This is a genomic window from Actinomadura sp. BRA 177, from assembly GCF_013372625.1.
Classification (GTDB): Bacteria; Actinomycetota; Actinomycetes; order Streptosporangiales; family Streptosporangiaceae; genus Spirillospora.
In genome coordinates this window covers 1-22,403 of the sequence record NZ_JABXFD010000303.1, presented here as the reverse complement: position 1 = coordinate 22,403, position 22,403 = coordinate 1, and the positions used below count along the sequence as shown (strand labels likewise).

General features: G+C 72.0%; 21 protein-coding genes. 7 read left to right on the top strand and 14 right to left on the bottom strand.

Going from position 1 to position 22,403, the window contains the following annotated elements; genetic code table 11:
* Positions 1–128: 128 nt before the first annotated feature.
* Positions 129–1,172, top strand: a complete 1,044-nt coding sequence (locus HUX53_RS14785) for an aldo/keto reductase (RefSeq protein ID WP_176403760.1) — start codon at positions 129–131, stop codon at positions 1,170–1,172.
* On the opposite strand, the gene HUX53_RS14780 is transcribed toward HUX53_RS14785, so the two are convergent.
* The 4 genes from HUX53_RS14780 to HUX53_RS14765 all read right to left on the bottom strand — a co-directional run bounded on the left by HUX53_RS14780 (position 1,165) and on the right by HUX53_RS14765 (position 5,548).
* The gene (locus tag HUX53_RS14780) at positions 1,165–3,315 is read right to left on the bottom strand and encodes an acyl-CoA dehydrogenase (protein WP_176403759.1); all 2,151 of its coding nucleotides are present in this window, start codon (positions 3,313–3,315) and stop codon (positions 1,165–1,167) included. The genes HUX53_RS14785 and HUX53_RS14780 overlap by 8 nt on opposite strands.
* A 76-nt stretch (positions 3,316–3,391) precedes the next feature.
* Positions 3,392–3,859: a ribosomal protein L7/L12 gene (locus tag HUX53_RS14775; RefSeq protein ID WP_176403758.1), complete on the bottom strand. Its 468-nt coding sequence runs from the start codon at positions 3,857–3,859 to the stop codon at positions 3,392–3,394.
* A gap of 65 nt (positions 3,860–3,924) precedes the next feature.
* Complete coding sequence (locus HUX53_RS14770) at positions 3,925–4,479, bottom strand: TIGR03086 family metal-binding protein (RefSeq protein ID WP_176403757.1); 555 nt, start codon at positions 4,477–4,479, stop codon at positions 3,925–3,927.
* 70 nt (positions 4,480–4,549) lie between these two features.
* Positions 4,550–5,548, bottom strand: coding sequence for an oxygenase MpaB family protein (locus HUX53_RS14765; protein ID WP_176403756.1), 999 nt, complete (start codon positions 5,546–5,548; stop codon positions 4,550–4,552).
* Positions 5,549–5,652: 104 nt separating this feature from the next.
* On the opposite strand from HUX53_RS14765, the gene HUX53_RS14760 reads away from it, so the two are divergent.
* The gene (locus HUX53_RS14760) at positions 5,653–6,288 is read left to right on the top strand and encodes a TetR/AcrR family transcriptional regulator (RefSeq protein WP_176403755.1); all 636 of its coding nucleotides are present in this window, start codon (positions 5,653–5,655) and stop codon (positions 6,286–6,288) included.
* 52 nt (positions 6,289–6,340) lie between these two features.
* On the opposite strand, the gene HUX53_RS14755 is transcribed toward HUX53_RS14760, so the two are convergent.
* The 5 genes from HUX53_RS14755 to HUX53_RS14735 all read right to left on the bottom strand — a co-directional run bounded on the left by HUX53_RS14755 (position 6,341) and on the right by HUX53_RS14735 (position 13,013).
* A complete protein-coding gene (locus HUX53_RS14755; protein WP_176403754.1) occupies positions 6,341–6,970 on the bottom strand; it encodes an isochorismatase family protein in 630 nt (209 codons plus the stop codon).
* Entirely contained in the window at positions 6,967–8,862 is a 1,896-nt protein-coding gene (locus HUX53_RS14750; RefSeq protein ID WP_176403753.1) for a hydantoinase B/oxoprolinase family protein, read from the bottom strand. The genes HUX53_RS14755 and HUX53_RS14750 overlap by 4 nt, the downstream gene beginning before the upstream one ends.
* A complete protein-coding gene (locus HUX53_RS14745; RefSeq protein WP_176403752.1) occupies positions 8,862–10,922 on the bottom strand; it encodes a hydantoinase/oxoprolinase family protein in 2,061 nt (686 codons plus the stop codon). Before HUX53_RS14745 ends, HUX53_RS14750 begins: the two co-directional genes overlap by 1 nt.
* Positions 10,923–10,963: 41 nt before the next feature.
* Positions 10,964–12,190 carry a CaiB/BaiF CoA-transferase family protein gene (locus HUX53_RS14740; RefSeq protein WP_176403751.1) on the bottom strand — a complete coding sequence of 409 codons (1,227 nt, stop codon included), beginning with the start codon at positions 12,188–12,190 and terminating at the stop codon, positions 10,964–10,966.
* Positions 12,191–12,365: 175 nt separating this feature from the next.
* Positions 12,366–13,013: a GntR family transcriptional regulator gene (locus HUX53_RS14735; protein WP_217919443.1), complete on the bottom strand. Its 648-nt coding sequence runs from the start codon at positions 13,011–13,013 to the stop codon at positions 12,366–12,368.
* 128 nt (positions 13,014–13,141) lie between these two features.
* Between HUX53_RS14735 and HUX53_RS14730 the strand changes: the two genes are divergently transcribed.
* A complete protein-coding gene (locus HUX53_RS14730; protein ID WP_176403749.1) occupies positions 13,142–14,032 on the top strand; it encodes a hydroxymethylglutaryl-CoA lyase in 891 nt (296 codons plus the stop codon).
* A 4-nt stretch (positions 14,033–14,036) separates the two neighbouring features.
* Here the strand turns inward: HUX53_RS14730 and HUX53_RS14725 are convergent, their stop codons facing one another.
* Both HUX53_RS14725 and HUX53_RS14720 read right to left on the bottom strand, forming a co-directional pair.
* Entirely contained in the window at positions 14,037–14,462 is a 426-nt protein-coding gene (locus tag HUX53_RS14725; protein ID WP_176403748.1) for a VOC family protein, read from the bottom strand.
* Positions 14,463–14,465: 3 nt separating this feature from the next.
* Positions 14,466–14,918 carry an ATP-binding protein gene (locus HUX53_RS14720; protein ID WP_176403747.1) on the bottom strand — a complete coding sequence of 151 codons (453 nt, stop codon included), beginning with the start codon at positions 14,916–14,918 and terminating at the stop codon, positions 14,466–14,468.
* A gap of 201 nt (positions 14,919–15,119) precedes the next feature.
* Between HUX53_RS14720 and HUX53_RS14715 the strand changes: the two genes are divergently transcribed.
* The 3 genes from HUX53_RS14715 (at position 15,120) to HUX53_RS14705 (ending at position 18,505) form a co-directional block, all read left to right on the top strand.
* A complete protein-coding gene (locus HUX53_RS14715; RefSeq protein ID WP_309237225.1) occupies positions 15,120–15,890 on the top strand; it encodes an SAM-dependent methyltransferase in 771 nt (256 codons plus the stop codon).
* Positions 15,891–16,001: 111 nt separating this feature from the next.
* Positions 16,002–17,405, top strand: a complete 1,404-nt coding sequence (locus tag HUX53_RS14710) for a wax ester/triacylglycerol synthase family O-acyltransferase (RefSeq protein WP_217919442.1) — start codon at positions 16,002–16,004, stop codon at positions 17,403–17,405.
* Positions 17,402–18,505, top strand: a complete 1,104-nt coding sequence (locus HUX53_RS14705) for a class I tRNA ligase family protein (protein WP_176403745.1) — start codon at positions 17,402–17,404, stop codon at positions 18,503–18,505. Before HUX53_RS14710 ends, HUX53_RS14705 begins: the two co-directional genes overlap by 4 nt.
* A 58-nt stretch (positions 18,506–18,563) precedes the next feature.
* Here the strand turns inward: HUX53_RS14705 and HUX53_RS14700 are convergent, their stop codons facing one another.
* Both HUX53_RS14700 and HUX53_RS14695 read right to left on the bottom strand, forming a co-directional pair.
* Positions 18,564–20,378, bottom strand: a complete 1,815-nt coding sequence (locus tag HUX53_RS14700; RefSeq protein ID WP_217919441.1) for a cation-translocating P-type ATPase — start codon at positions 20,376–20,378, stop codon at positions 18,564–18,566.
* A 223-nt stretch (positions 20,379–20,601) separates the two neighbouring features.
* The gene (locus HUX53_RS14695; protein ID WP_255205260.1) at positions 20,602–20,931 is read right to left on the bottom strand and encodes a heavy-metal-associated domain-containing protein; all 330 of its coding nucleotides are present in this window, start codon (positions 20,929–20,931) and stop codon (positions 20,602–20,604) included.
* Positions 20,932–20,961: 30 nt separating this feature from the next.
* Here HUX53_RS14695 and HUX53_RS14690 point away from each other — a divergent pair, with 30 nt between their 5' ends.
* The gene (locus tag HUX53_RS14690) at positions 20,962–21,591 is read left to right on the top strand and encodes a Crp/Fnr family transcriptional regulator (RefSeq protein WP_176403743.1); all 630 of its coding nucleotides are present in this window, start codon (positions 20,962–20,964) and stop codon (positions 21,589–21,591) included.
* Between the two features lie 12 nt (positions 21,592–21,603).
* Here the strand turns inward: HUX53_RS14690 and HUX53_RS14685 are convergent.
* Positions 21,604–22,403: transposase (locus HUX53_RS14685; protein ID WP_176403742.1), on the bottom strand; the 800-nt coding region annotated here is incomplete at its 5' end.

Below are 22,403 nucleotides of genomic sequence, written 5' to 3'. Positions count from 1 at the left end.
CCCAAATACATCGCCCCGCGATAGACCAGACGCTGCGGTCATTGGAGAGGCTGCGGGCCGGCGCTTGACCTTGAGCGCGCTCCAGCTTTTAGCGTTCTCCGCGTTCATCTAACGAGGGAGAGCGCAGCATGCAGTACCGCAAGCTCGGCCGCACCGGAGTCGAGGTCAGCACCCAGTGCCTCGGCGCCATGATGTTCGGCGCCGTCGGCAATCCCGACCACGACGACTGCGGCCGCATCGTCCACCGGGCGCTGGACGCCGGGATCAACTTCATCGACACCGCCGACATGTACTCCGCCGGGGAGAGCGAGGAGGTCGTCGGTAAGGCCATCAAGGGGCGGCGGGACGACGTCGTCCTCGCGACCAAGTGCTTCTTTCCGCTGGGCGAGGAGCGCAACGGGCGGGGCGGGTCGCGGCGCTACATCGTCCGGGCCGTGGAGGACAGCCTCCGGCGGCTGGGCACCGACCGCATCGACCTGTACCAGATGCACCGCCGCGACTGGGACACCGATCTGGACGAGACCCTCGACGCTCTCAGCGATCTGGTCCGGCAGGGCAAGATCCTTTATGCGGGGTCGTCGTCCTTTCCCGCCGACCAGATCGTGGAGGCGCAGTGGGCCGCCGAGCGGCGGGGCGGCGTCCGGTTCGTGTGCGAGCAGCCGCAGTACTCGGTCTTCGCCCGGTCGGTCGAGGAGTCCGTGCTGCCCGCCGCGCGGCGGCACGGGATGGGCGTCATCCCGTGGAGCCCGCTCGCCGGCGGCTGGCTGACCGGCAAGTACCGGCGGGGCGAGCAGGCGCCGGACGGGTCCCGGTTCGCGCCGTCGACCGACCGGCCGGCGTGGCGGCACAGCGTCGAGTCCGACCCGAGCGCACCCGTCCGGTTCGACGCCGTCGAGCGGCTCACGAAGATCGCTGAGGGGGCCGGGCTGTCGCTCACCCACCTGGCGCTCGCCTTCGTCGGCGAGCACCCGGCCATCACCTCGACGATCATCGGGCCGAAGACGATGACCCAGCTGGACGACCTCCTCGCCGCCGCGGACGTGCGGCTGGACACCGCCGTTCTGGACGCGATCGACGAGGTCGTCCCGCCGGGCACCGACATCGCCGGCGTCTACCACCTGACCGGCAGCCCGTCCCTGGAGCCTGGGAGCCGCCGCCGGACCGCTACTTGATCAGCGGGTCGCGGGGCAGCTTGAGGATGCGCTCGGCGATCTGGTTGCGGGTGATCTCGGACGTGCCGCCGGCGATCGACATGCCGCGCGAGCCGAGCCGCATCAGGCCGGCGAGCTGGCCGGGGCCCTCGTTGAACGCGGTGCCGGGGCCGGCGAACTCGGCGAGGAGGGCGGCGGTGGCGTGGCCGTGCTCGGCGAGGACGAGCTTGGTGATGTTGCCCTCCGGGCCGGGTTCGCCGCCGGCGACGGCGCGTTCGGCGGAGCGGAGGTTGAGCAGGCGGAGGGCCTGCTCCTCGGCCAGGTAGGCGCCGACGCGTTCGGCGGCGGCGGGGACGCGGTCGCCGTGCTCGCGGTAGAGGGCGACGACGTCGATGCCGACCGAGCCGCCGGCGCCGCCGCCGATGCTGACGCGCTCGTTGCCGAGGGTCGCGCGGGCGACCGACCAGCCCTGGTTGGGCTCGCCGACCACGTCGGCGTCGGGGACGAAGACGTCGGAGAAGAACACCTCGTTGAAGTCGGAGCCGCCGGTGATCTGGCGGAGCGGCCGGACCTCCACGCCGGGGTGCTCCATGTCGATGACGACCATGGTGACCCCGGCGTGCTTGGCCGCGTCCGGGTCGGTGCGGACGGTCGCGAACCCCCAGCGGCAGTGCTGGGCGCCGCTCGTCCACACCTTCTGGCCGTTGACGATCCAGCCGCCGTCGGTCCTGACGGCGCGGGTCTTGACGGCGGCGGCGTCCGACCCGGCCTCGGGCTCGCTGAACAGCTGGCACCAGATCTCGTCGCCGGTGAGCGCGGCCCGCACCCAGCGGTCGATCTGGTCCTGCGTGCCGTGCTGGACGAGGGTGAGGATCACCCAGCCGGTGATGCCGAGCTGGGCGCGCTTCACGCCGGCGGCGCGGAACTCGTCCTCGATGATCAGCTGCAGCCCGGCGCTCGCCTCGACGCCCCACGGGCGCGGCCAGTGCGGCTGGACGTAGCCGGTGTCGATGAGCTTCTGCCGCTGCTCGGCGGCGGGCAGCGCGGCGATCTCCTGGGCCAGCTCGCGGATCCCCGCGCGCTGCGCCTCGGCCTCGGGCGGCAGGTCGAGGGTCGTCTCGCGGACGACGCCGGCGGCCTTCAGGCGGGTCACGTCCCGTTCGGCGGAGTGCGGCTCGAACACGGCCTCCAGCGTCGCGGCCCGGCGCATCAGCAGGTGGGCGTCGTGCTCCCAGGTGAAGCCGATGCCGCCGTGGACCTGGATGTTGAGGCCCGTGTTGGACGTGAAGCCGGGCAGCGCGAGCGCCGCGGCGACGGCCGCCGCCAGCTCGAACTGGCCGGCCGGCCCGGACGCGGCCCGCGCGGCGTCCCACACGGCGGCCGTGGCCAGCTCGGCGGCGACGAGCATGTCCGCGCAGTGGTGCTTGACCGCCTGGAACGTCGCGATGGGACGGCCGAACTGCTGCCGCACCTTGGCGTACTCGACGGCGTTCTCCACGCATTCGAGCGCGCCGCCGACCGCCTCGGCGGAGACGAGCGTGCGGGCGATGGCGACCGCGCCGGCCTTCGCCCCGGGCAGGACGTCGGCGGCGGCGCTCGCCAGCGTGACGCGTGCGGAGCGGCGGGACGGGTCCAGGTTCTCGGGGACCTCGACCGTGACGCCCGGCGCGTCCGCCCGCACGACGATCATGTCGTCGCCGGCCGGGAGGACGAGCAGCTCCGCCAGGCCGCCGCCGAGCACGACGCCCGCGTCACCGGTGGCGGTGCCGTCCGCCAGGGTCAGCGAGCCGCCGATGCCGAGGGCCGCCGGGGTCGCCCCCGAGGCGAGGCCCGGCAGCAGGCGCGCCCGCTGGTCGTCGTTCCCGGACGCCGCGATCACCGCCGACGCGATCATCGTCGGCAGCATGGGGCCGGGCGCGGCGGCGCGGCCGAGCTCCTCGGCGACCACGACCAGCTCCTGGAGGCCCGCACCGCCGCCGCCGTGCTCCTCGGGCAGATGCAGGCCGAGCAGGCCGAGCCCGGCGAACTCCGTCCAGAACGCGGGCAGCGGCTCCTTCTCCGCGTCCAGCAGCGCGCGGTTCGCGGCCCGCGCCCCCTGGTCGCGCAGGAACGCCCGCGCCGTCCCGGCCAGCTCGCGGTGCTCCGCGCCGATGGCGATCGCCATGACCCCTCCAAGCGTCGTTCCGTCCGGATACCAGAATGGCATTCGGTTGCCGTCCGGGGCGAGGGGTGGTCCCGATCTATCGCAGCGCTTCGACGAAACGCGCCGCCTCGTCCCGTCCCATCCCCGTCTCGGCGCAGACGATCGCGACGGCCGACTCGTAGTCGCCCGCGTGCTTGAACGCCCGGACCCGGTCGGACAGCATCCCGCTCCCGTCGTGCGCGGGCGCGTGGACGAGGCCCTGCCGGACCGCGTCGACATAGTCCTTGGCGCCCCGCTTCCCGAGCCCGGTCTCCACCCGGACCAGCGCGGCCGCCGGCTTCACCTTGCCCTCGGCGAGCAGCGCGCGGACCTTGCCCTGCACCTCGGGCGGCACCCGCTGGGCGAAGATCTCGCCCTTCATCCCGTCCACGTACTCCTTCGCCTCTTTGAGCCCGAGGCCCGTGACCTCACGAACCAGCTTGATGGCCGGGATGTACTGCTCCTTCGCCACCAGCTCGACGACGCGCTCGCGAGCCTCCGGGAGGATGTAGCGGGCATTCTTCACGTGGTCACTCCTAGGCCGGGGGCGGACGGACCGATTCTCGCCGACCCCGTCCCCGGCCGCACCCTTCACCCCAGCGGCCGGCGGCCGAGCAGCGCGACGAGCCGCTCGCCGGGCGACGCGTCCGGCGCCGGTTCCACCGCGTCGGCGAACAGCGGGCGGCGCGGCTCCGGCAGGACGAGCGGGCACATCGCCAGCAGGTCGCCCGCCAGCACCGGCGGGATCGGACGGCCCTCCCCGGTGGCCTGCGCGATGTCCCAGCCGTGGACGGCGACTTCGAGCGCGCCCGCCCCGGTCAGCAGCTCGCCCGGCAGCCGCCGGTCCCCGACCGCGGCCCGGGACGGAACGGCCGAAGCCCGCAGCAGCCGGACGGCGCGCACCCGCACCGCCGACACCGGATCGTCCGCCCCGGCCGGTTCCGGACCGGCTGCGACATGCCCGGCGGTCATGCCCTCGTGCAGCGCGGCCAGGGAGTCGGCCAAGTGCAGGAGCAGCATCCCGAGGTCCCATGACGCGCACGGCGTGCGGCGGGCGAGCATGTGCGGCGTGATCGCCTGGGCGGCCGTCAGCGCGAAGCCGATCGCCCGGTCCAGCACCCCGCGGGTGTTCGCGTCCGCTCGCACATCCGGCCTCCGATCGGGTGACAGCCCAGTGCACTGTGGACCGCCACCACCCCGGAAAGTAATCGCAGTGTCAGGCAGTCGCTTCCACTTCCTCCCGGGTCAGGACGGGGTCCGGGGTGGTGGGCGCGGTCGAGGCGACCGGTGCCGAGACGCCCGAAGCCACCCGCGCCTCGGCCTCGCGGTACTCGCGGATCGGGCCGGTGGCGTCGTGCAGGCCGTTGAGGACGAGCCACAGCGTGCTCCGGCGCGCGCGCAGCGCGAGCGGGTTCGGCGGCTGGTAGAGGCAGAGCTTCTGCGCCCACTTCGGGAGCATGTCGCGGGCGGCCCAGTCCATGAACGGGCCGCCCGGCTCCCACGGCTTGGCCTTGCTCTCGCGCAGGTTCGGCCCCGTCCCGAACGCCTTGATCGGGGTGAGCGCCAGGCGCGGCAGGTAGGACTCCAGGCACTCGGCGACCTCGGCCTTCGTCGCGGGCAGGTCGGTGCCGCCGAGGGACTCGCCGACGCGGACGAACTCCCGGTAGTAGCGGTCGATGTCGCGCAGCGGACGCCGGTGGTAGCGCTCGTGCGCGGTCGCCAGCCCCCACACGACGGTGGCGTAGTTCCAGCGCAGCCATTCGGGATCGTCGGCGTCGTAGGCAAGCCCGTCCGGCCGGGTGCCCTTGATGGTGTGGTGCATCGCGCGGACGGTGCGGGCGAGGCGCTCGGCAGTCGGGGTGGAGCCGTAGGCGGTGCCGATGAAGAACGACAGCGAGTGCCCGAGCCGGACGGCGGCGCCCTCCGGGTCGATGCCGCCGGTGGGGATGCCGTCGACGCGCTCGGGGATGCGGGAGTGGTCGTAGGCCATCCAGCTGATGCTCGGGTCGAGGCCCTCGATGTAGGCGGCGCCGACCAGGCCGAGGATCAGCGTGGGCAGGTGCGAGTGGACGTACCAGACCGCGCTGCCGGGCCCGAACCAGCCGGGGTCGCCCGCCAGCCCCGCGAAGTCCAGGCCCTTGAAGAACCTGGAGCGGATCTCGGTGTCGAAGGCCCGCTCGAACCGCGTCGCCACGGGATTGGTCTTGGCCGGCATCTGCACTCCCAACTCTGGCTACAACTGTATCCAGAGTAAGTGTCTGGGTACACCCGTGTCCAGAGTTGGGCCGAACGGACGATGGGGCCGGTATCGTGCGGGGCATGGCGAACGCGCGCACGGCCACGTCCACCCGGTGGGCCGGGGTCCCCGCGAGCCGGCGGCGGGACGAGCGGCGCGCCATGCTCGTCCGGGCCGCGTACCGGCTGTTCGGCGAGGAGGGCGAGGCTGCCCTGACGGTCCGCGCCGTCTGCCGCGCGGCCGAGCTGCACACGCGCTACTTCTACGAGAACTTCGCCGACACCGACGAGTTGCTGGCGGCCGTCTACGACCAGCAGGCCACGGCCCTCGCCGACGTGCTGGACGCCGCCGTGGACGAGGCGGGCCCGAGCCCGGACGTCCGCACCCGCGCGGGCATCCGCAGCGTGCTGCGCTTCATCAGCGACGACCCGCGCAGGGGACGCGTCCTGTTCGCCGAGGCGCGCGGCAACGAGGTCCTGGCCGAGCGGCGCCGCGCCGCGCAGACCGCCCTCCTGGACGGCGTCCTCGCGATGAGCAACATCGAGAACCCGCGGCTCCCGGTCGTCATCGCCGCGACCATGTTCACCGGCGCCATGACCGAACTGGCCCAGCAATGGGCGGACGGCCGCCTAGGCAACGACCTGGACGCGGTAGTCGACAGCGCCGTAGAACTCTCCCTAGCCCTCCACACCACAGCCGCCCACCACGCCTCACGTTGACTTGCGGCGTGTTGTTGTTATGCGAGCGCTCATAACAACAACATGCCGCAAGTCAACGAGACATCAGGGCGAGGGCGCGGGACAGGGGGATTACGTCGGCGTATTTCGCCTGGAGGTCTAGGAGGTTGGCCTCGTGCAGGCGGGGGTCTCGGTCGCCGCACGCCTCGTCCACTACGAGGGGGCGGAAGCCGTGCTGAAGCGCGTCCGTTGCGGTGGCGCGGATGCAGCCGCTCGTGGTCAGCCCGCAGATGAACAACGTGTCGATGCCGGACGAGGTCAACGTCGCCGCCAGCGACGTGCCGTGGAACGAGCTCGCGTACTGCTTGGTGACGACCGTCTCCCCCGGTTTGGGGGCGACCCCCTCGGCGAAGTCGCCGAGGGAGTTCCCTTCCTCGAACACGCGCAGCGCGGGGACCTTGCGGCGGAACAGCCCGCCGTCCACCCCACCCGGCTGGTAGCTCACCCGCGTGAACAACACCGGCAGACCGGCGGAACGCGCCGCGTCGATCAGGGTCAGGGACGCGGCCAGCGCGTCCTCGACCGGGGCGCGCAGCGGCGACCCGTCCGCCAGATACGCGCGGGCGAAGTCGACCACCAGCACCGCCGGGGCGTCGCCGCAGCCGAGGCTCTCCCCGAAGCCCGACTTCCGGTAGTCGGCGACGAGGTCGTCCGAGCCGGTCATCGGCGCAGCGCGTCGGCGGAGCGGACGTCGACCGGCGGGCGCGGCGCGGGCAGCCCGGTCTCCTCCTCGCAGCGGGCGAGGATCTCCGCCAGCGGCGGACCCATGTCGAACACGGGGATCTCCGTCCGCGCGGCGGTCATCTCCACCCGCAGCCGCTCGGTGGCCTGCACGTCGAGGACGCCGTCGGCACCGCAGACGACCCCGTACCCGTCGCGGGCACCGTCGGCGGTGACGAGCCCGCGCAGCACCTCCTGCGCGACCAGTTCGGCGGGACGGGCGAGCGGGTCGCCCCATCCGCCGCCGCCCCACGTCACGAAGTGCAGCACGTCGCCCGGTGCGACCGGAACGTCATGGATCTTGCTGGGCAGCACCTCCCGCGTACCGTCCGCCCGGTCGATCCACTTGCGGCCGCGCTCCCCCGGACGCCCGCCGTTCACGCCCCACGGGTAGGTCAGCCAGCGGTCGTCGTGGATCGCGATCGTGCCCGGCTCCTCGAAGCAGTAGGCGACGTCCACGCCGTTGCCGCCCCGGTGCAGGCCGGCGCCGCCGGAGTCGGCGATCGTCTCCCACCGCTCGATGCGCAGCGGGTAGTACGACTCCAGGTACTCGCAGGGAATGTTGACGAACGACGGCCACAGCGAGTGCCCGTCCGGGCCGTCTCCGACCGGACGTCCCGGGACGCCGCCGAACCCGATCGAGTACAGCTGGAACCACTCGCCCTCGCGCGGCCCGGACGTGTAGTGCCCCGAGTACATGAAGTGCGGCGAGGACGAGAACCCGGCCGCGTTCAGGATCTCCGGGTTCGTCTGCCCGAGCAGTCCGCCGAACAGGTCGAACACCCGGCCGATGCCGTGGTTGCGGGCGTTCAGCGCGGCGGGATGGCGCGGCTTCCAGAACGAGTCCTCGGGGATCGTGACGTCGATCAGCGGATAGAAGCCGTCGTTCCACAGGATCTGCGGGTCGGCGACCGTGATCACGTAGATGCCGAAGAACATCCGGACGAGGTTCTCGTTGATGAAGTAGTTGACCGGACCGACGGCCTGCGGCGCGGCATGGCTGAAGTCGAGATGGATCTTCTCGCCGTGCCGGGTCAGTGAGATCTTCAGCTCGTAGGGGCCGTAGCCGCAGCCGTCGTCGCAGATGTAGTCGGCGAACTCCAGCGTCTGCCCGTCCTCGAAGAGGGTCGCGAGCAGCACCTTCATCGCCTGGTAGTTGCGGTCGAGCAGGGCGTCCAGCGCGGACAGGTACGTCTCGACGCCGAACCGGTCGCACAGCTCGGTCACGCGGCGGGCGGCCGTCGTGCAGGCCGCGGTGAGCCCGTTCAGGTCGGCGCGGTTCCAGTCCGGCATCCGCACCTGGTTGAGGATGATCCGCAGCGCGTCCTCGTTCAGCTCGCCGCCCTCGTACAGCTTGAAGGGCGGGACGATCACGCCCTCCTCGTAGATGGTGCGGGCGTCGGCGGGCATCGAGCTGGGCGTCTTGCCGCCCACGTCCGACATGTGCCCGAACATCGACGACCAGCCGACGAGCCGGCCCTGGTGGTAGATCGGCACGACCAGCAGCCAGTCGTTGGCGTGGCTGATCGCCGCGCCGCACGCGTACGGGTCGGACGTCATCAGGATGTCGCCCTCGCCGATCGTCCCGTCGAAGTTCTCCAGGAAGTCGGGCACGGAGAGGCCGAACTGGCCGACGACCATCTTCCCGGACGGGTCGGCGATCAGCGGGAACTCGTCGTGCTGCTCGCGGATGCCCGGCGACAGCGCGGTGCGGAACAGCACCTCGTCCATCTCGTACCGGGCGTTGCGCAGCGCGTTCTCGATGATGTCCAGGGTGACCGGGTCGACGTCGACCCGGTCCACCGGCTCGGTGGTGGTCTGCAGGATCTCGGCCATCAGCCCTCCTCGGTCGGACGGATCAGCAGGCTGCCGCTCGGGTGGACGGTCGCGGCGTGCCCGGGCAGGACGAGGGTGGTGGAGTCCATCTCGACGACGATCGCCGGTCCGGCCACCACGTCCCCGGCGCGGAGCTTGGAACGGTCGAAGATGCGGGCGGGCACGGATGCGCCGTCCATCCACACCTCGGTCTCGCGGACCAGCGCGCCGGACGGGTCGCCCGTCCCCTCGGGCAGCGTGCGCCAGGCGACCTCGGGGCGCGGGCCGGACACGGTGACCCGCAGGTTGATCACCTCGCGCTCGTTGTCGAGCAGGAACGAGAACAGCCGCTTGTGCTCGGCGTCGAACCTGGCGCCCAGCTCGGCGAGCAGGTCGCCGGCCATGGACTCCCGGTCGATCTCGACGGGGATCTCGAAGCCCTGCCCGTGGTAGCGCAGGTCGATCTGGTACGTCGCGGTCTGGGTGTCGCGGGGCACGCCCTCCGACTCCAGGCGGGCGGCGGCCTGGTCGGCCAGCTCGGCGAGGACGGCGCGCAGCTCGGCGTCGTCGAGGGTGGAGAAGCGGCGCACCATCGTGCGGGCGCTCTCGTCGCGGGCGCAGGTCGTCGCGTCCCCGTAGGCGCAGGCGACGCCCGGCGACGGCGGCACGATCACCGGCCACGCGCCGGTCAGCCGGCCGAGCGCGTTCGCGTGCAGCGGGCCGGCGCCGCCGAACGACATCAGCGCGAAGTCGCGCGGGTCGAAGCCCTGCTGGACGCTGATCAGCCGCAGCGCGCCCAGCATGTTCTCGTTGACGATGTCGATGATCCCCGCCGCCGCGGCCTCCACGCTGGGCAGGCCCATCGCCTCGGCGACGCCGCTCACCGCCTTGCGGGCGGCCTCGACGTCCAGCTCGATCTCGCCGCCGGCGAGCTGCGTCGGCAGGTAGCCGAGGACGACGTTGGCGTCGGTGACCGTGGGTTCGGTGCCGCCCGCGCCGTAGGCGGCCGGGCCGGGGTCGGCGCCCGCCGACTGCGGCCCGACGCGCAGCGCCTTGGTCAGCTCGGGGACGTGCGCGATGGAGCCGCCGCCCGCGCCGACGCTGCGGACGTCCACGCTGGTGGCCCGGACGGTCAGGTCGCCGACGCTCGTCTCGCGGCCGATCCGGGGGCGTCCGCCGAGGACCAGCGCCACGTCCGTGGACGTCCCGCCCATGGCGAGGGTGAGGAAGGCGCGGTGCCCGGCCTGCTCGGCGAACCACGCCGCGCCGGTCACGCCGCCCGCCGGGCCCGACAGCAGCAGCGCCACCGGGTCCTCGGCCGCCTTGGCCGCCTGGGTCAGGCCGCCGTCGCTGCGCAGCACCGACAGCGGCGCCGCGATCCCGCTGCCGGTCAGCGACCGGTCGAGGTTGCTCACATACCGGGAGACCTCGGGCTGCACGTAGCTGTTCGCCACGGTCGTGACGGTCCGCTCGTACTCCCGCATCTCCGGCAGGACGTGGCTGGACAGCGACACGGGGACGCCGGGCAGCTCCTCGGCCGCCAGCTCCGCGACCCGCCGCTCGTGCTCGTCGTTCGCGTACGAGTTGATCAGCGAGATGGTGAGCGCCTCGATGCCCGCCCCGGCGAGCCGGCGCAGCTCGGCGCGGGCGCGGTCCTCGTCCAGCGGGGTGACGACCGATCCGTCCGCGGCGATCCGGCCGGGGATCTCGACGGTGTGCTCCAGCCGGGCGAGCGGCTCGGGCTTCGGCCAGATGATCCAGCCGGCCAGCCCGCCCGGCACGAACGACCGGGCGATCTGCAGCACCTGCCGGAACCCCTGGGTGGTGACCAGGCCGACCCGCGCTCCCCTGCCCTGCAGGATCGCGTTCGTCGCCACCGTCGTGCCGTGCAGCACGTGCCCCACTTGGGACAGCTCGATCCCGGCGTCCCGGCACACCTTGCGGATGCCGTTGAGGACGCCTTCGGACTGGTCCGCCGGAGTGGACGCGGTCTTGGCGCGGTGGCTGACGCCGGTCTCCTCGTCCACCAGCAGCACGTCGGTGAACGTGCCTCCTACATCGACGCCTAGGCGATAACCCATGCCGGCCTCCCGGTGCCGTGCGTGTTCAGATGGCCCTGCTTCTAGATGGCTCCGCGCTCGGCCAGCGCGGCGATCTCGTCTTCTCCGATGTCCAGGAGGCCGCCGTAGACCTCCCTGTTGTGCTCGCCGAGCGCCGGGCCGGGGTGCCGCACCGACCCGGGCGTCTCGCTGAGCCTGGGGAACGCGTTGTGCATCGGGAGCTCACCGAAGTCGGGGTGGACGAGCCGCACGATCGCCTCGCGGGCGGCGAAGTGCGGGTCGTCGAACATGTCCTTGGCGGTGTAGATGCGCCCTGCCGGGACGCCGCCCGTGTGGAGGGTCTCCAGGAGGGCTTCGGTGTCGAGGGTCGCCGACCAGGCGGAGATCAGCTCGTCCAGTTCGGCCATGTTCCGGCCCCGGTCGGCGTGCCCGGCGAAGCGCGGATCGTCCGCCAGCTCGGGACGTCCCATCGTCTTGGCGAGCCGTCCGAACACGGTGTCCTGGTTGGCGGCGATCAGGATCATCTCGCCGGACGCGGTCGGGTACACGTTGCTCGGCGACACGTTCGGCAGCACCGACCCGGTGCGTTCGCGCTGGTAGCCGGCCACGGCCCACTCGGGCAGCAGCGACTCCATCATCGCCAGCACCGCCTCGTAGATCGCCGAGTCGACGATCTGGCCACGTCCGGTGTTGTTCCGGTGGTGGACGGCGACGAGCGCGCCGATCGTGGCGAACACCGCGGCGAGCGAGTCGCCGAGCGAGATCCCGGCGCGGGACGGCGCGTTGCCCGGATCGCCGGTCACGTACCGGATGCCGCCCATCGCCTCACCGATCGACCCGTACCCGGCGCGCGGCGCGTACGGGCCGCTCTGCCCGAAACCGGACACGCGGACGAGGATCAGCCCCGGGTTCGCCTCGCGCAGGCTGTCGAAGTCCAGCCCCCAGCGCTCCAGCGTGCCCGGACGGAAGTTCTCCACGACGATGTCGGCCTGCCCGATGATCCGGCGCGCCAGATCCTGCCCCTCGGCGGTGCGCAGGTTGCAGGTCACCGACTTCTTGTTGCGCGCGACCACCGGCCACCAGAGGGACTTGCCGTGCGGCTTCTCCCGTCCCCACTGGCGCATCGGGTCGCCGGCGCCCGGCGACTCCAGCTTGATCACCTCGGCGCCGAAGTCGCCGAGCAACTGGCCGCAGAACGGGCCGGCGAGCAGCTGCCCCATCTCGACCACGCGCAGATCGGCGAGCGGCCCCCGGACGGCTTCCTGCGCGACGGCTTCCTGCGTTGACATCTAACAAATCCTCGTTTCGGTCTTTTGTCCTGTGCGCGGCCGACCGCGCTGGTCGGCCTAGTCGTGCCGGCCGTGCCGTTCACGGTTAGCCGTGACGATCGTGCTGTTCGTGGCCAGTCGTGCTGTTCGTGGGTAGTCGTGCTGTTCGGCCTGGTCATGCGGGGTCTTGCGGTTCTTACGGTGGTTCGTGGTGGGCGTGGGCGGCGCGGAGGAGGACGGCCTTCGCGGCGAGGACGTGGGCCCGCATCACCGACTCGGCCCAGGTGCCGTCGGCGGCCCGCAGCGCGGCGACCAGCTCCCGGTGGTGGGCGCAGCTGCGGGTCAGATCGTCCGGCGAGTACCGGTGGAAGGTGCGCATGACCAGCGGGAGCTGCACCACGGCGTTGAGCATCGACACCAGCCGGGTGCTGGCCGCCGCCGCGCGGACGATGCCGTGGAACTCGGCGTTCAGCTCGGCGACCCGGTCCAGGTCCTGGCCGTCGCCGGACGCGGCGGACCGTTCCATGAGGTCGCACAGCTCGGCCATCCGGTCGGTGCCCTTGGGCTCGATCCGGGTGGCGGCGCGGCGGGCGGCGGCGCCCTCCAGCAGCATCCGCAGGTCGTAGATCTCCTCCAGGTCCTCCGGCGTCCAGTCGGGGACGCGGGCGCCGCGGTGCGGCAGGACCTCGACGAGGCCCTCGACCTCCAGCCGGCGCAGCGCCTCGCGGACCGGCGTCCGGCTGGAGCCGGTCCGCTCGGCCAGCTCGGCCTCGCCGAGCCGCGCCCCGGGCGGGTGGACGCCGTCCAGGATGTCGGCGCGCAGCCGTGTGTACACACGGTCCACGGCACGGACCATCCGAACCTCCCCGTTCGGTCGATTGCATGCAAGATAAGCATTTCGATCGCTTGACACAAGGGTCTTGCCTGACCGATTCTGCAGTACATCCACCGATTGCATACAAGGGAAGGTCGATGGCGAGCGTCGAACTGATCGAGGTCGGCCCTCGGGACGGGCTGCAGAACGAGGCCGCGATCCTGCCCACCGCCGACAAGGTGCGGCTGATCGAGCGGAGCGTCGCCGCCGGGCTGCGGCGGATCGAGGCGGTCAGCTTCGTGAACCCGAAGCGCGTCCCGCAGATGGCGGACGCCGAGGCCGTGATGGAGCGGCTGCCCCGGCCCGAGGGCGTCCGCTATGCCGGGCTCGTCCTGAACCCGCGCGGGCTCGACCGCGCGCTCGCCACCGGCGTGGACGAGGTCAACGTCGTGGTCGTGTCCACCGACGAGTTCAGCCGGCGCAACCAGGGGGTCTCGGTCGAGGAGGGGGTGGCGAACTGGGCGCGGATCGCCGCCGACGCGCGCGCCGCCGGCCTCTTCCGCACCGTCACGATCGCCGCCTCGTTCGGCTGCCCGTTCGAGGGCGAGGTGCCGGCCGAACGCGTCCTCGACCTGGTGCGGCGGGTGGCCGAGAGCGAGCCCGACGAGATCGCGCTGGCCGACACGATCGGCGTCGGCGTCCCCGCGCAGGTGCGGACGCTGCTGGCCGGCGCCGCCGAGATCGCGCCCGGCGTCCCGCTGCGCTGCCACTTCCACAACACGCGCAACACCGGTTACGCCAACGCGCTCACCGCGCTCGACCACGGCGTGAGCGCGCTGGACGCGAGCACCGGCGGCTTCGGCGGCTGCCCGTTCGCGCCCGCCGCGACCGGCAACATCGCGACCGAGGACCTCCTCTACGCGCTTGATCGCATGGGCGTCGCCACGGGCGTCCGGATGGCGCCGGTGGCGGAGACGGCGGCGTGGCTGGGCGAGCGGCTCGACAGCCCGGTGCAGGCCCTGCTCGGCCGCGCCGGTCCCTTCCCCTAGCGGGTCACCACGCGGCGGCTGCACTGTCCCGGTGCAGGAACTCCATCCGGTTGCCGAGGTTGTCGAAGGCGAAGAAACGGCGATGACCTGGGAAATTGTCGTCCCAGGTCACCTCGACACCGTGCTCGGCCAGCCGCTCGGCCAGCCCGTCCAGGTCGCCGACCCGGATGCCGGGGTGGGCCTTGCGCGCCGGACGGAAGTCCGGCTCGACGCCCAGATGGATCTCCACGCCGTCCGCGCGCACCCACAGCCCGCCCCGCGCGGCCAGCTCCGGCGGCTTCGTGATCTCGCGCATCCCTAACGCGTCCACGTAGAACGCCCGGCAGTCGTCCTCGCTGCCGGGCGGGATGGCGAGCTGCACGTGGTGCAGCCCGAAGGTGAACGGCGTCTCGTGGTCCGGCCCGTATCCCCGCGCTGAGATCTCAGTCATGGATCACATCATCGCGCGGGTGAAGTAGACGCGGATAGTGGTGCCGCCGGGGCCGGTGTGGACGCGGACGAGGTCGGCGAGCTTGTGCACGAGCAGCAGCCCCCGCCCGCCGACCGAGTCGGGCGGGACGGGACGCCGGCCGGCCAGCGGATCGTCGATGTGCCCGGCGTCGCTGACCTCGATGATCAGATGGGTGGCGTCCCGCCAGAGGCACAGCTCGCCCTCGCCGCCGCCGTGCTCGACGGAGTTGGCGGTCAGCTCGCTGGCGACGAGCTCGGCGTCCTGCACCCGGTCCTCGCCGAGCCCGGCCGCGGTGGCGCACTGCACGACCATCGCCCGCACCACCTTCAGCGTGCGCATGTTGAACCGCAGCCGCCGCGGCCGGTCGGGCGTCCCGGCGGCGGGCGGCGCCCCCAGACCGGGGTGATCGCCGACGCGCTCTCCGCTGCCGGTCATGACCGTCCCTCCACCGCACTCGCTGCCCTACGGCATCCTGAATGGTACCGACTGCGCGCGGACGGCATGGCCCGCTTCCCCTGGATCTTCCCTGGTCACCGCGAGTTGAACGACCGCGCCCGGCCAATCGGGAGCGGACGGGGCGATATGTCCGTCCTAGACTGGTTGATCGTGATCTAATCCCGCCGGGAGGTCCGTACTGTGGACGACGAGACCGTGGACGGCACCACGCCCAGCGTGGCCCGGATGTACGACTACTTCCTCGGCGGCAAGGACAACTACGCCGCCGACCGCGCCGCCGCCGAGAAAGTGCTGGAGGCGCTGCCCACGGTCGAGGGCGTGGCCCGCGCGAACCGCGCCTTCCTGCAGCGGGCCGTCCGCTTCGTCGCGGGCCGGGGCGTCGACCAGTTCCTGGACGTCGGCACCGGGCTCCCCACGCAGGGCAACGTCCACGAGACCGCCCGGACGGTCCGCCCGTCGGCCCGGGTCGTATACGTCGACAACGACCCGATGGTCATCGTGCACGCGCGTGCCCTGACGGCCACCGACACGCGGACCTCGATCGTCCACGCCGACGTTCGTTCACCCGACGCGATCCTCGACGCCGCACGCGACCTGCTCGACCTCTCGCGCCCGGTCTGCCTGCTGTTCGTCGCCGTCCTCCACTTCCTCCCCGACGCCGAGGACCCGGCGGGCAACATGCGGCGGCTGATCGACGCGGTGCCGCCCGGCAGCCACGTCATCGTCTCCCACGCGGCGGCAGAGGAGCAGCGCAACCGCAACGTCGGCGACACCTACCGCTCCCAGTCGGCCAGCGCGCCCCTGGTCGCCCGGACCCGCGACCAGGTCGCCGCCCTCCTCGACGGCCTCACCGTCCTGGACCCGGGAGTCGTACCGCTGCACGAGTGGCGCCCGGACGGCGGCGAATACGTCACCGACGCCGGCTGGACGGCCGTGGCCCGCAAGGACTGACGCGTTCGCGGGACTTTCGTCCCCTCCCCCAGGGGCGAACGCCCGGTGGGACGCCGCTCCGCCGCGAGGTTCTCTCGATGGGAGACCCCAGGGGAGTTGACGATGCACCGGATGAACGCGCTCGACGCCGGGATGTTCTTCGCCGAGAACGGCACGACACCGCTCCAGATCGGGACCGTCAGCGTGTTCGAGGGCCCGGCGCCCGAGTACCCGGAGCTGGTGCGGGAGATCTTCGCCCGGCTCCGGCTCGCGCCGCGCTGCCGGCAGCGCGTCCGGACCGTCCCGTTCAACCTCGCGCACCCGGTCTGGGTGGACGACGTGCACTTCACCATGGAGGACCACGTCCGGCACACGGCCGTCGCGCCGCCCGGCGGGCCGGCGGAGCTGCACGATCTGGCGAGCCGGCTGCTCGGCCGGCGGCTGGACCTCACCCGGTCGCCATGGGAGGTGTGGCTGGTCGAGGGTCTGCCAGACGGCCGCTGGGCGCTGATCTCCAAGGTGCACCACTGCATGGTCGACGGGATCGCCGGCATCGACCTGCTGGCCGTCCTCCTCGACACCGACCCCGACTGGACGCCCGCCGACCCGCACGCATGGACGCCCGCCCCGGAGCCGTCCACCCGCGCGGTTCTCCGGGACGGCCTGGCGGACGGCCTCAAGGGCTTCGCCGGCCAGGCGACCCGGCTGTTCACCCCGGTCCTGCGCGACTCGGTCGCCACCGCGAAGGCCGTCCCCGCCTACGCGAGCCGCCTCCTGAACTCGGGGACGTCTTCCCTGAACGGCCCGACCGTTGTTTCGCGCCGCTGGTCCCGGGCCCACGCCGGGATGGACGAGATCGACACCATCCGGCGCGCGTTCGGCGGATCGGTCAACGACGTGGCGCTGGCCGCGGCCGCGTCCGGCTTCCGTGACCTGCTGGCCGCCCGCGGCGCACTCACCTCCTCCTCGGTCGTGCGCACCCTGGTGCCGGTCTCCGTCCGGTCGACCGGCGAGCGCGGGGAGCTGTCGAACCGGGTGTCGGCGCTGCTCTGCGACCTGCCGTGCGGCGAGGACGACCCGCTGCGCCGCCTCCAGTCGATCCGCGACCAGATGGACGGGCTGAAGAGCAGCGGCCAGGCCGCCGGCGCCGACTCGTTCGTCCGGCTCGCCGGCGGCGCGCCCGGCCTGCTGGCCGCGGCCGCCCGCACCGCGCTGCGGCTGCGGCAGCCGCTGATCCACACGATCGTCACCAACGTCCCCGGCCCGCCGTTCCCGCTGTACTCGATGGGGCGGCGGATGCTGGAGATGGACCCCTACATCCCGATCGCCGCCGGCCTGCGCGTCTCGATCGGCGTCGTGTCCTACGACGGCGGCGTGTCATTCGGCGTCACCGGCGACCACGAGGCCGTCCCCGACCTGGGGACGCTCTGCGCGGGCATCCGCGACGGCATCGACGAGCTGCTCAAGGAGGTCCCGTCCGTTCCCGCACACTGGAAGGAGGACCGCACAAGCTCCACCCGTGAGGAGCGGACATGAACCTCAACGCACCCGACCGGACCCTGCGGATAGGCGGCCGTCCGCTGCCGGTCGTCGGCCCCGCCCGGATGTACGTCTGCGGGATCACCCCGTACGACGCGACCCACCTCGGTCACGCCCGCACGTTCGTCTGGGCCGACATCGCCGCCCGCGTCCTGCGGCATGCGGGCGGCGACGTGCGCGTCTGCCGCAACGTCACCGACGTGGACGACGTGCTGAACCAGGCCGCGCACCGGGCCGGCAGCCCCTACGACAGCTTCGCCGCCGTCCAGCAGTACTACTTCGAACGCGACCTCGACACTTTGGGCGTCCACCCCGTCGACCACCAACCGCGTGCGCACAACCACGTCCGGGAGGTCATCAGGCTCGCGCAGGGACTGCTCACGTCCGGCCACGCCTACCTCCAGAACGACACGGTGTTCTTCCACGGCGCGGACGTCCCCCAGCAGGACAATGCGCACGCCCTCCTGGCCGAGTACGGGGACGAACCCGACTCTCCGGACAAGCAGCACCCGTTCGACGTCGCCGTCTGGCGTCCGTCCCGCTCGGGCGAACCCGCCTGGCCCAGCCCGTGGGGCCCCGGCCGCCCCGGCTGGCACGCCGAGTGCGCCGCGATGGCCATGACGCTCTTCGGCCCGTCCCTCGACCTGCACGCCGGCGGCACCGACCTGCGCTTCCCGCACCACGCCTACGAGTCCGCGATAGCCGAGGCGCTGACCGGCGTGCGCCCCTTCTCCCGGGCCTGGCTGCACGTGGGCATGGTCCTCCGGGACGGCGTGAAGATGGCCAAGTCCACCGGCAACCTGGTGCTGGTCTCCGACCTGGTCCCTGATCATCCGCCGACCGCCATCCGCCTGATGCTGATGACACCCCCGTGGCAGGACGAATGGGACTACACGCCCAACGCCCTGGACGACGCCGCCAGCCACCTGGACGACCTCCGCACCGCCGCAGGCCGCCGCAACGACTCCCCCACCGCGGAAGCAGCAGTGACCGAGGCCCTGCTCAACGATCTGGACGTCCCCACCGCCCTGGCGATCGCCGCCCAGGAAGGCGGCAGCGCCGCTCGCCTGGCCATGCAAACCCTCGCCCTCGCCTAACGGCGGCGGCGCGGACGTGCCGCGGGGGCGGTCGGCGAACGACCGGCCCCGGGCGGGCTCAGGCGTCTACGGCCTCACGGGGCCTCGCCGGACTCCACCGCGACCTCGGTGTCGCCGTCGAGCCCTGCGTCCTGCGCATCAGCCGCATCGCGTTGACGATGACCACCAGCACCGATGCCTCGTGGACGAGCATGCCGGCCGACATCGTCACCCCGCCGGCGAAGACACCGCCCAGCAGCAGCACCACGGTGATCAGGGCGATGGAGATGTTCTGCCGCATCACGTTCACGGTGCGCTTGGCGAGGCTGATGGACTCCGGCAGCTTGAGCAGGTTGTCGCCCATCAGGGCGATGTCCGCCGTCTCCACGGCCACGGCCGAGCCGGCCGCGCCCATCGCCACGCCGATGTCCGCGGTCGCCAGCGCCGGGGCGTCGTTCACGCCGTCCCCGACCATGGCCACCGTGTGCCCCTCGCGCTGCAGCTCCGAGACCGCGTCCAGCTTGTCCTCGGGCAGCAGGGACGCGCGGACCTCGTCGATCCCGGCCGCCCGACCGATCGACTCGGCCACCAGCCGCGTGTCGCCGGTGAGCATGACGACCTTCTCGACACCGGCCGAGTGCAGCCGGGCGACCATCCGGGCGGCGTCCGCACGGACCCGGTCGGCCACCGCGACGACACCGGCCACCGTCCGGCCGACCGCCACGATCATCGGGGTCTTGCCCTCCGCGGCCAGGCCGCGGGCGGCCTCGGCGGCCCCCGCGTCGTCGGTGACGCCGTACTGCTCCAGCAGCGCCGGGTTGCCGATCAGCACCCGCCGCCCGCCGACATCGGAGACGATGCCCTTGCCGGGCACCGGGGTGACGGTGCCGGGAACGCCCACCGGTGCCACGCCCTCCGCGCGGGCGGTGTCCAGGATGGGACGCGCGAGCGGGTGCTCGGAGCCGGCCTCGGCGGCCGCGGCCCAGCGCAACAACTCGGTCCGATCCAGAGCCGGATCGAGGACCACGACGTCGGTCAGTTCCGGCCGGCCCTCCGTCAGCGTGCCGGTCTTGTCCACGGCGACCGCCGAGATCTTCGCGGACGTCTCCAGGTACTCCCCGCCCTTGATCAGGATGCCGTCGCGGGCCGCGCGCCCGATACCGGCCACGATCGCCACCGGGATGGAGATCACCAGGGCGCCGGGGCAGCCGATGACCAGCAGGGTCAGGGCCAGCACGACGTCCCCGGAGAGCAGGCCCGCCACCAGGGCCAGCATCATCACGCCGGGCGTGTACCACTTCGAGAAGCGGTCGATGAACGTCTGCGTCCGGGCCTTGGCGTCCTGTGCCTCTTCCACGCGGTGGATGATCCGGGCCAGGGTGGTGTCCGCGCCGATGCCGGTGGCCAGCACCTGCAGGAAGCCGCCGCGGGAGACGGTGCCGGCGAAGACCGCGTCCGACTTCGCCTTCTCCACCGGGATGGACTCCCCGGTGATGGACGCCTCGTCGACGGCGCCGGTGCCCGCGACGACCTGACCGTCCACGGGAACCTTGGCGCCGTTCTTGACCAGCACGATCTCGCCCATCCGCACCTGCGCGGCCGGGACCTCCCGCTGCTCGCCGTCGCGGAGGACGACGGCGGTGTCCGGGGCGACGGCGACCAGTTCGGCCAGCGCCGACCTGGTCTTGTTCAGCGTGGCCGCCTCCAGTGCGTGGCCGATGGCGAACAGGAAGGTGACCGCCGCCGCCTCCCAGAAGTTCCCGATGATCACGGCACCGACCGCCGCGACCGACACGAGCAGGTCGATGCCGACCGTCCGCGCACGGACCGCCTTGACCACGATGTCGCGGCCGGCCACGACCGCCGCCGCGAGCATCAGCAGATCCGAGAGCATGAACTCCGCGGAATGCGCACCGGCATCGACCCACCACTGAGGAGTCACGACCGGGTTCACCCCGGCCACCGACCCCGCAAGAACGGAAACAACAATGAGAATGCCGGAGACAATGGGAACGAACCATTTGCTGTAGACCCATTGCTGAGCCCTGTTCACGGCATACGCCTTTCTACGATGAGGACTCCGGACGACCCGGGGAACCCGGGCCGTCCGGCGGAGGTCAGAAGGCCGACGGAGCGGCCTCGTACCCGGCCTTGGCGACGGCCGCGACCAGGTCGCCCACGGAGACCTTCCCCGCATCGTGAACGACCTCGATGCGGGCGGAGGCGAAGTAGACCTTCACGCTCTCGACACCGTCGAGCCGGCCGACCCGCTTCTCGATCTTGTCCACACACGACGGGCAGGAAAAACCCTCGGCCCGAAGAACAGTGCGCGTTGTAGTGGCGTTCACTTTCCCTACCTCCCGATGCTCGATTCCTATCTCCAACCCCATTTCCGGGGTTCGATACTCACCGTACGAAGCACCGGAGGAAACCTCCTTGACGTACATCAAGCCCGCCATCAGGCAGAATCAGAAGGCATGCGTACTCTGCCGCTGCGGGAGATCCACCGGGACGATGCCAGTTGCGTGCGCCGCGTGCCGCTCTTCTCCGGGCTGACACCCGAGCAGCAGGACCTGGTGGGAACACTGGCGCACCCCGTGATGCTCACCCACGGCGAGCTGGTCTACAGCGCCGGAGAACGATCGGGACGGCTGGCCGTGGTGCACAGCGGCCAGATCAAGCTCAGCCGCACCCTACCCAGCGGCCGCCACCGGCTCCTGCGCGTCGCGGAGGCAGGCGAGACACTGGGCGAGCACGGTTTCCTCACAGGAGACGCAACGGTCGAGGAGGCCGAGGCACTGACCGACGCACAACTCTGCGTGTTCTCCCACGACGACCTCACCAAGCTCGTGACCGACTACCCCCGCATCGCCATGCGAATGCTACGCAGCCTGGGCGAGCGACTAGCGGAAGCCGAAAGGCGCCTGACCCTGAGCACCCTCGACGTCGACATCCGACTAGCCGACTACCTCCTACTACAACCACTACTACCCGCCGACCACCCGCAGGTACGGCTACCACTGAGCAAAAAGCACATAGCCTCACTACTCGGCACCACCCCAGAATCACTGAGCCGAGCTCTATCCCGCCTAGTACGGCAGTCGTAGAACGTGATCTCGTCATTGGCGGTTGAGGCGGGTTCGGTAGTGGAACCAGCGGGCGCGGGCTTGGTGGCGTCGTCGCCAGGTGTGCCAATGCAGGTGGTGTTCGAGGCTGTGCCAGGTGTGGATGAGTAGGTTGACCAGGCGTTTCACTTCGGCGACGGTGAGCGGGATCAGCCCTGGATCGGCCGGTGGTGCCTGGTTGGGTCTGGTCGGCGGGGGCGCGAGGCCATCGTTGGTGCGTGCTTGGGCGGCGGTAACGGCGACCACGGCGAGGGCGGCCATGGCCAGCACGAGGTGGCGCAGCAGCGCGGGATAGGTCCGGACCTGCGAGTGGTCCAGGCCGAAGGCGTCCTTGCCGACCTGGAAGTCCTCTTCCACGGGCCAGCGGCGTCCGGCGACCTTGATCAGCGTCCGCAGCGTCACCGGCCGGCCCTCGGGGACGAAGCACAGGTAGAACGCCAGCTCGCGGACACCTTTGGCGTTGGGGACCAGGCTGCGGCGGACCAGCAGGTGACGGCGGGGGGCGGCGGTGCCGACCCAGGCCCAGGCGTACCGGCGTCCGCCTTTGGATCCGGCTCCGCAGGAGTCGATGACCCAGTCGGAGGCGATCAGTGTCTTCAGGACGCTGTCGGCCCGGGCCGTGGTGACGGGGCTGAGTGCGATGCGGGTCGACTTGGCGATCCCGAGCACGTACCCGGTGTCGACCTGGTCCGATTCCAGCCAGGCGCGCAGGCCCGGGTCGCGGCCGTAGACCTCGTCGCCGGTCACCCAGCCCGGGAGCCGACCCTCGGCGTGCAGGTCGGCCAGGACCTGCC

What these genes read in the sequence shown, in the direction of transcription:
- HUX53_RS14710 (WP_217919442.1), top strand. Translation starts at nt 16,002, where the DNA reads ATGAACGCGCTCGACGCCGGGATGTTCTTCGCCGAGAACGGCACGACA.
- HUX53_RS14695 (WP_255205260.1), bottom strand. Translation starts at nt 20,931, where the DNA reads ATGTACGTCAAGGAGGTTTCCTCCGGTGCTTCGTACGGTGAGTATCGA.
- HUX53_RS14720 (WP_176403747.1), bottom strand. Translation starts at nt 14,918, where the DNA reads ATGACCGGCAGCGGAGAGCGCGTCGGCGATCACCCCGGTCTGGGGGCG.
- HUX53_RS14780 (WP_176403759.1), bottom strand. Translation starts at nt 3,315, where the DNA reads ATGGCGATCGCCATCGGCGCGGAGCACCGCGAGCTGGCCGGGACGGCG.
- HUX53_RS14740 (WP_176403751.1), bottom strand. Translation starts at nt 12,190, where the DNA reads ATGTCAACGCAGGAAGCCGTCGCGCAGGAAGCCGTCCGGGGGCCGCTC.
- HUX53_RS14745 (WP_176403752.1), bottom strand. Translation starts at nt 10,922, where the DNA reads ATGGGTTATCGCCTAGGCGTCGATGTAGGAGGCACGTTCACCGACGTG.
- HUX53_RS14760 (WP_176403755.1), top strand. Translation starts at nt 5,653, where the DNA reads ATGGCGAACGCGCGCACGGCCACGTCCACCCGGTGGGCCGGGGTCCCC.
- HUX53_RS14765 (WP_176403756.1), bottom strand. Translation starts at nt 5,548, where the DNA reads ATGCCGGCCAAGACCAATCCCGTGGCGACGCGGTTCGAGCGGGCCTTC.
- HUX53_RS14690 (WP_176403743.1), top strand. Translation starts at nt 20,962, where the DNA reads ATGCGTACTCTGCCGCTGCGGGAGATCCACCGGGACGATGCCAGTTGC.
- HUX53_RS14700 (WP_217919441.1), bottom strand. Translation starts at nt 20,378, where the DNA reads ATGCTCTCGGATCTGCTGATGCTCGCGGCGGCGGTCGTGGCCGGCCGC.
- HUX53_RS14755 (WP_176403754.1), bottom strand. Translation starts at nt 6,970, where the DNA reads ATGACCGGCTCGGACGACCTCGTCGCCGACTACCGGAAGTCGGGCTTC.
- HUX53_RS14725 (WP_176403748.1), bottom strand. Translation starts at nt 14,462, where the DNA reads ATGACTGAGATCTCAGCGCGGGGATACGGGCCGGACCACGAGACGCCG.
- HUX53_RS14730 (WP_176403749.1), top strand. Translation starts at nt 13,142, where the DNA reads ATGGCGAGCGTCGAACTGATCGAGGTCGGCCCTCGGGACGGGCTGCAG.
- HUX53_RS14705 (WP_176403745.1), top strand. Translation starts at nt 17,402, where the DNA reads ATGAACCTCAACGCACCCGACCGGACCCTGCGGATAGGCGGCCGTCCG.
- HUX53_RS14750 (WP_176403753.1), bottom strand. Translation starts at nt 8,862, where the DNA reads ATGGCCGAGATCCTGCAGACCACCACCGAGCCGGTGGACCGGGTCGAC.
- HUX53_RS14785 (WP_176403760.1), top strand. Translation starts at nt 129, where the DNA reads ATGCAGTACCGCAAGCTCGGCCGCACCGGAGTCGAGGTCAGCACCCAG.